At 44.8% G+C, this 6,066-nt stretch carries 5 protein-coding genes; 4 read left to right on the forward strand and 1 reads right to left on the reverse strand.

Going from position 1 to position 6,066, the window contains the following annotated elements:
* Positions 1-243 precede the first annotated feature (243 nt).
* The 4 genes from HMPREF9304_RS07990 to HMPREF9304_RS08010 all read left to right on the forward strand — a co-directional run bounded on the left by HMPREF9304_RS07990 (position 244) and on the right by HMPREF9304_RS08010 (position 3,770).
* A complete protein-coding gene (locus HMPREF9304_RS07990; RefSeq protein ID WP_008125461.1) occupies positions 244-477 on the forward strand; it encodes a YecH family metal-binding protein in 234 nt (77 codons plus the stop codon).
* Between the two features lie 150 nt (positions 478-627).
* Complete coding sequence (locus tag HMPREF9304_RS07995) at positions 628-924, forward strand: hypothetical protein (protein ID WP_008125463.1); 297 nt, start codon at positions 628-630, stop codon at positions 922-924.
* A gap of 986 nt (positions 925-1,910) precedes the next feature.
* Positions 1,911-3,191 carry a chromo domain-containing protein gene (locus tag HMPREF9304_RS08005; protein WP_036928115.1) on the forward strand — a complete coding sequence of 427 codons (1,281 nt, stop codon included), beginning with the start codon at positions 1,911-1,913 and terminating at the stop codon, positions 3,189-3,191.
* A 15-nt stretch (positions 3,192-3,206) separates the two neighbouring features.
* Positions 3,207-3,770 carry a hypothetical protein gene (locus tag HMPREF9304_RS08010; RefSeq protein WP_156104796.1) on the forward strand — a complete coding sequence of 188 codons (564 nt, stop codon included), beginning with the start codon at positions 3,207-3,209 and terminating at the stop codon, positions 3,768-3,770.
* A gap of 854 nt (positions 3,771-4,624) precedes the next feature.
* Here HMPREF9304_RS08010 and HMPREF9304_RS14465 read toward each other — a convergent pair.
* Entirely contained in the window at positions 4,625-4,795 is a 171-nt protein-coding gene (locus tag HMPREF9304_RS14465; protein WP_156104797.1) for a hypothetical protein, read from the reverse strand.
* Positions 4,796-6,066: the final 1,271 nt, after the last annotated feature.

Below are 6,066 nucleotides of genomic sequence, written 5' to 3' on the forward strand. Positions count from 1 at the left end.
CAGAGCACGTGATTTGTAATCTCGGGGTCGTTGGTTCGAATCCGACAAGAGGCTCGAAAGTTTTTAGATATGAAAGGGTGGCGTCTCTATGGTAGGCGACACCTTTTTGCCTTTTATAGACGGTGTACCGCATGGTATAGATGTTCGCATTAAAAGGTTTATCAAGATTCAAAACTCATTAACTCATTAACTCATCAACTCACAAACTCAAAACTCATTAACTCACAAACTCAATAACTCACTATGGCTCATGGACATGAAGTCCTGCACATGATGGCAGGCAACACATACGAAAGTAAAGAAGCGTTGGTAAAGGCAATTATCAACAAGTTTGGCGAGGCGGAACGTTTTCACACCTGTTCGGCAGAAGGCATGACAGCCGCACAATTGGTTGACTTTCTCGAAGCTCGTGGCAAGTTCATGCCCGCATCCTCCAATCAATTTACGGTAGATGAAACCAAGATTTGCAAGCATTAGGTTGGAACTTGCGAACCCATTAGTTTACGAACTCATTAGCTTACGAACTTAAAAACTCAATAACTCACAAACTCAATAACTTACAATCTCACAATCTCATCAACTAAAAACTCAAAAACTCACAAACTTACAAACTCACAAACTCACCCCATGATTAAGATTTACGGAATGAAGTCCTGCCCCGATTGTGTGGCAGTAGACCGTCAGGTAGCGGGCGACAGTCGTTACCAAGTAATAGACATTGGCGAACATGTATCGTTGTTAAAACAATTTTTGCATTTGCGCGACACCAATCCCGTCTTTGATGAGGCGAAACGCTGTGGAGCGGCTGGCATTCCATGTTTTGTTTTGGAGGATGGCACCGTTACACTCCGTCCCGAAGAGGCAGGACTTTCGAGCAATGCGTCTGATGCACCTGCCTGCAACATTGACGGTTCAGGCTGTTAAGTCATCGCTTGCTGACTCTTTTTGCGTTCTGAAAGAACAAAAGGAAGGAGAAAGTGTGCCGACTACAAACAATTTTGTTGATGTATGGGTATGGATTCTTTTATCCTTTTGCGCTTACAGCGCACCAGTTTGTTTTTACATCCATACCCAGAGCGTTGCTCTGGGCTGTATTCTTGTTGGGGCTTCGCCCCGTCCTTGCTTGTAACATCTGCTGCACATTATCTTGGACGATGTTCCCGTTACGGCTTCGCCCCGTCTTTGCTCAAATGTAATCTCCCAAAAATATTTGTAACTTCGCCCCGCCTTTGCTCGTAACATTTGCTGCACAATATCTTGGACGATGTTCTTGTTGGGGCTTCGCCCCGTCTTTGCTCAAATATAAACTCCCAAAAATATTTGCAGCTTTGCCCGTCCTTGCTTGTGACATCTGCTGCACATTTGTTCCTCTATAGTGCGTGGCTTCTGATTGCTCATTGCTTGTTATATATAAAAGGTGACCCGCCAGCAGTTCTACGGGATGCCGACGGGTTCTGTTATCGTTTGATTAGATAATCTGCTCTCACTCGGTCATTTGAAAGCACGCTTTCATGACACTCGATTACTCGCAGATTTCGGACTGTCTTATCCGAGAATCTTCTTCTTTTCGACTGAAAATTTAATGTTTTTCTTGAATTTTGCAAGATTTTGATTAGTTTTTTGATGAAACATGGCATAAAGTGCCTGCTTTTTTGTATTTTCGAACCGTGTTCTCGAAAGAGGCATGACATAGATGCTCAACTTCGTCACTCGAATCTGCACCTCGACAACGATTAAGAGCAATCCTAACATCTAAGGAGTGTGCGCTGTAATAAGCGCAGGCTTCTCCATAAGATGTTAGGGGCAGTGCAGAGCCCGAGTGACGTATGGCGGGTCTGCGCTTTCTTTATGTCCTAAGGTCAGTGTCCATTCCGCCAAAAGAATAGGATTAATGTTCAAAAAAGAATATCATGTTGGAGAAGGCAAAAAATGTTCTATGCGAACAACTACAGAGGAATCTGGCCGAGCAGGACTACTACAAGAACATCTGCACGGAGATTATGGTGAAGAATGAGACAGTGATGCATTTGATGCATCCGTCGGTCATCGTCAACGAGCGAACGGGGGAGGAGGTGTTTCCCGAACGGGCACAAAACGACATCGACAAGGAGTTTGACCCAATGATTGCACTCTGTTTCTCGTTCAGCATGAAGGAGCAGAAACAACAATTGGAGCGCTTCAAGGCAAGGAGCGACTTCGGCGAATTTCGGGAGGTCAAGGACTTCGGGGCAAGGATGTATGCCATTGATTTCGGCACCGATGTCGAAAAAGCCACCGAGAAATGTGTAGATATTTTGCGCGATATTTATGAGGTGGAGAAGTTGCGGAATTTCAAAATTACCACGGGCGACATGGAAAGTGGCGAGGTGTATGCCAAGAAAACCATCTTTTCTCCTCAAAGCGAGCCTTTCAAGCCGAAAACGCCCAAAAGAAATGCAGTTGTTCCAAAAGTAGTTGGCGTTGCAACAAGGGTCGTAGAAGATGAACCTACAGCATTACCACTTGTGGATGGGAAGATAAAGGCAACGCAGATGTCAGATACGGAAAAAGGTGTAGGCCTCGCTAAAAAGTCTGACGATAAAGATATCAGCGACAAGACATACAAGAAGGTAATGTGGCTTATTGGTATTGTCGTTGCATCATTTCTGTTTTTCGTCATTATGAAATACCGCCAAAGCGAGCCGCAACCGTCCGATATGGAAACGGTTGTCGAGGAGACTGTTGACAGTGTAGAAGAGGCGACGCCTTTGTCTGCAGAACAACGGGAAGCCATTCTCGGTAAGAGCAAGCCTGTAGCCTCAGAGGAGCAGCCTAAGAAGGAAGAGCCAAAGACGGAAAGCGTCGGCAAGTGGCGAGAGACTGGCACTGGCGATAACAACCATACGTGGGTTTTAGAGAAAAATCTGTCGAACGGTCAGTATGTGCTAAAGAATTACTATCAAGAGCAGTTCTTCCAGCAGCATACGTGCATCCGTAAGAAAATCAAGCGCAGCAAGGATTACCTGTTCCATGATGTGCGCAATGAGCAGACCTTTACACTGAAAGCCGGTTCGGAAATATTCTTCATCCCGAATTTCGACAACGATGCCAACGGTATTCTTGTCATCAACGGTAGCACAGGCTATCTGTACACCAACGACATCAATCCCCGTGTCTATGACTTCTTTGCAACGTTACAACCAATCTATTAAAAAAACAGTTTTATTATGACATACGTAAATTGCCCTCACTGCGGAGCGACGCTTTCTGTGCCTGAAGAGTACAAAAATGACAAACGATTACATTGCAGTCAGTGTAACCAAAACTTTGAAAATGACAAAAACATTCTGTGGAAAGCCCCAAAGGTGAAACCGAAGCCAACGCCAAACCAAAAGAACGCTCCATCAGAAGAGTTAAGTCTTAAAGGAAAAATTATCACCACGATTGTGATATTCATCATTGCATTTATCGCATACGGGGCGTGTGAAGGTGGCGGTATCAAGGTTGATGGCAAGACCGTGTATGTGGTAACCGAAAACTACTATGCACCTGCGACAGAGGCAGCAGCGAAAAGGATGGTCAACTCTGCCGTAGAGAACCAGCACGATGCGATTGGGTTTCTGGAAACCATGTACGAGAATGAAAGAGAAGGCGAAATGACTCACCTGTTTGAAGGCGAAAAAGTTGTTGTAGTAAAGGAGGTATCTACTGGCTATAAGGTGCGCAAACTTTCCGACTTTACGACTGCGATAATCCCCAATAAGACCTACTTGCGGGAAGAAAACCGCTAATCAGCGATTAAGTGATCTCAATTCTAAGTAAAATAACTGCGGAGCCTCACCCCGACAATAGTCGGCTGGCGAGGCTTCACAGATTAAGCATTGACACTCAAATTCTCAATCCTCTCCGCTGTTCCCGTCCTATGCAGAATTGCTCACGAAACCACTGGGCAATGGGCTTCTGGTTGATTAGCAGGAATAAGTTGCGTTTGTCATCCTTTATTATTTCTGCTGTTACGTAATTGACAAGGGCATTCCGCCTGTACTCATTGGAGTGGAGCCAACAGCTATAGTTGATTGTGTGGCCGTGTATGAGTTTGTCCGTCTGTTCCTCGCTGAAACGTAAGCATCCAATATTAGCAGTCTTTCACACTAACAAATAACACTTATATGTCTGGTAGCATATAAGGGTTATCTTGGACGATGTTCCCGTTACGGCTTCGCCCCGCCTTTGCTCAAATGTAATCTCCCAAATTATTTTCAGCTTTGCCCCGTCCTTGCTCATTATCGTCGCTGTTGCACAATGCCACGTTGCTGGTATTATCTTCAATCGTGTTCATTGCATTTCAACAAGTGCGGTTGATTGCATATTAGCAAGTACGGACTATTGCATTTTAGCAANGACGGGCTGAAAGCCCAAAAAGAACNTAGCCCAGAGCAACGCTCTGGGTACAGTTGACCAACTATTTTTTGCGCTCTGAAAGAGCAAAAGGAAGGAGGAAGTGTGCTGACTGCAAAGAATTTTGTTGATTATGGGTATGCAATCCTTTTCCTTTTGCGCTTACAGCGCGCCAGTTAGTTTTTACATCCATACCCAGAGCGTTGCTCTGGGCTATATTCCTATTGGGGCTTCGCCCCGTCATTGCTCAAATGTAAACTCCCAAAAATATTTGCAGCTTCGCCCCGCCTTCGCTCGTAACATCTCCTGCACACAATATCCAGTGATATACACCTGTTGGGGCTTCGCTCCGCAATTGTACGTAAGCCCAACCGCTATACAATATTCTGACGGCGGTGTTATCTATAATTGAGTTCATTGTATTTCAACAAAGATGGACTATTGCATTTTAGCAAGGACGGGCTGAAAGCCCAATAAGCGTACAGCCCAGAGCAACGCTCTGGGTAAACTTGTGCTAAGGTGTACGCCCTACAGGGGCAAAAGCAAGTGTGCGATGCAATAACTATCAAATGCTTTTGTCCTTACAGGACGTTATTCTCTCAACGATTCTCAACCGCAAGGCGTTGCCTTGGGCTATGAGCTGTTGCCCCTTCGGGGCGTAACCTGTATGCGGATTGCTTATTATGATTTCGTCTCTCTAATTTGTTGAATAAAGTTCTCTCTAATTTGTTGTAGATAGGACTTTGCGCTTGTTGGGGCTTTGCCCCGTCTATGTTCAAATGTAATCTCTCAAACTATTTGCGACTTCGCCCCGTCCTTGCCCATTATCGTCGCTGTTGCACAATGCCACGTCGCAGGTATTATCTTCAATCGTGTTCATTGTATTTCAACAAGTGCGGTTGATTGCATATTAGCAAGTACGGACTATTGCATTTTAGCAANGACGGGCTGAAAGCCCAAAAAGAATNTAGCCCAGAGCANCGCTCTGGGTACAGTTGACCATCTATTTTGCGCTCTGAAAGAGCAAAAGGAAGGAAAAAGTGTGCCGACTGCATACAATTTTGTTGATGTATGGGCATGCAATCCTTTTCCTTTTGCGCTTACAGCGCGCCAGTTTGTTTATACATCCATACCCAGAGCGTTGCTCTGGGCTATGTTCCTATTGGGGCTTCGCCCCGTCCTTGCTCAAATGTGACCTCCCAAAATTATTTACAGCTTCGCCCCGTCTTTGCTCGTAACATCTGCTGCACAATATCTTGGGCTATACATCTTGTTTGGGGCTTCGCTCCGCAATTGTACGTAAGTCCAATTTTTATACAATTCTTTGGCAGAGATATTTTCTACAATTTTCGCTTCATTGATTGCAACAATTGGATTTGTTCTATTGGTTCAATTTGTTGTTAATACAAAAGGACATGATTGTTTTTGACAACAAACTCTGCGCTCATTAAATGAAATTGCCGTTGAAAAAATATATAATAGAAAATTTGCGGTATTCAAATCCTTTTCTTACCTTTGCATTCGCTAAGAAAATGGGCAAGTCTTTTACGGCCAGCTCCCTTTGAATCCCCCAGGGTGGGAACGCAGCAAGGGTATTAGGTTGTAGCGGCGCGATAAGAGTAGCTTGCCCACCCGCCTCTTTAGCTCAGTTGGCCAGAGCACGTGATTTGTAATCTCGGGGTCGTTGGT

It is taken from the genome of Hoylesella timonensis S9-PR14 (assembly GCF_000762405.1).
In the GTDB taxonomy this organism is placed as follows: domain Bacteria; phylum Bacteroidota; class Bacteroidia; order Bacteroidales; family Bacteroidaceae; genus Prevotella; species Prevotella timonensis_A.